Source organism: Streptomyces montanisoli (assembly GCF_017813245.1).
GTDB classification, from domain to species: domain Bacteria; phylum Actinomycetota; class Actinomycetes; order Streptomycetales; family Streptomycetaceae; genus Streptomyces; species Streptomyces montanisoli.
This window is the reverse complement of record NZ_JAGIQL010000358.1, coordinates 1-1,140: the sequence shown is the minus strand read 5'-3', so window position 1 is coordinate 1,140 and position 1,140 is coordinate 1. Positions and strand designations below refer to the sequence as shown.

Annotated in this window: 1 protein-coding gene; it reads left to right on the top strand. The window is 75.4% G+C overall.

Annotated features, from left to right (window positions below; all coding sequences use genetic code 11):
- Positions 1-144: 144 nt before the first annotated feature.
- Positions 145-987 carry an MBL fold metallo-hydrolase gene (locus JFN87_RS33135; RefSeq protein ID WP_209346215.1) on the top strand — a complete coding sequence of 281 codons (843 nt, stop codon included), beginning with the start codon at positions 145-147 and terminating at the stop codon, positions 985-987.
- Positions 988-1,140 lie beyond the last annotated feature (153 nt).

The window sequence follows — 1,140 nt, the reverse complement described above, 5'->3', positions numbered from 1 at the left end:
GGATCAGCCGTCCGCGCGGACGGCCCCGCCGCGGGCCGTGCCGCGAGCCCGCCGCGGGCCGTGTCGCGCGGCACCGGGGCGCCGTGGTTTCGTCCGCGCGGTCCGTGCTACTCGGCGGGGGCGCGCGACGGAAGGAGCGCCACCATGACGGACGACGCACCCGACTCGGTGCATGTGCGCTTCATCGGCAACGCGACGCTGCTGATCCGCTACGGCCCGCTCACGCTGCTGACCGACCCGAACTTCCTCCACAAGGGCAGCCACGCCTACCTGGGGCACGGCCTGACCAGCCGGCGCCTGACAGAACCCGCCCTCGGCATCGGCGAACTGCCGGACCTGGACGCCGTCCTGCTGTCCCACATGCACGGCGACCACTGGGACAGGGTGGCGCGCCGGGGCCTGGACAGGTCACTTCCCGTCATCACCACGCCGCACGCGGCGCGCAGGCTGCGCCGGCTGCACGGCTTCCGCGAGGCGTGCGCGCTGCGTGACTGGCAGAACCACACCCTCACGCACGGCGGCAGCGCCGTGCACATCACCGCACTGCCTGCCCGCCACGCCCGCGGTGGCCTGCTGAACGCGGTCCTGCCCCCGGTGATGGGCAGCATGCTGGAGTTCGGGCCCGCGGGCGGTCCCACGCGCCTGCGCCTGTACGTCTCGGGGGACACCATGCCCTTCGACGGCCTGGCGGAGATCGGCCGCCGCTTCCCCACAGCCGACCTCGCCGTGCTCCACCTGGGCGGGACCCAACTGCCCGGCGGGCTCATCGTGACGATGACCGGGAGGCAGGGCGCCGAACTCGCCGCGCGGCTGCGGCCCCGGCTCGTGCTGCCGGTGCACTACGGCGACTACACGGTGATGAAGTCGCCGCTGAGCGACTTCCTCGGCGAGACGGAACGCCTGGGTCTCGCCGACCGCGTCGTACCGTGCGGGCACGGCCAGGGCATGACGCTGACGGCGGGGGAGGCGCGGGCCGTCGTCGACTGAACGCCCGCGCCGGCCGTCAGCCCTGGCCCTGCGCCGGGCCGCGCTCGTTGTACCGGCCCGCGGCGCGGTCGTTGAGTGCGCTGCCCCACGCCCGCAGGCGGCGCGTCAGCGCGTGCGCGGGCGGGGCCACGCGGCCGCCCGGCACCACCGTGG

Coding starts and splice junctions, on each gene's coding strand:
- JFN87_RS33135 (WP_209346215.1), top strand. CDS start 145: ATGACGGACGACGCACCCGACTCGGTGCATGTGCGCTTCATCGGCAAC.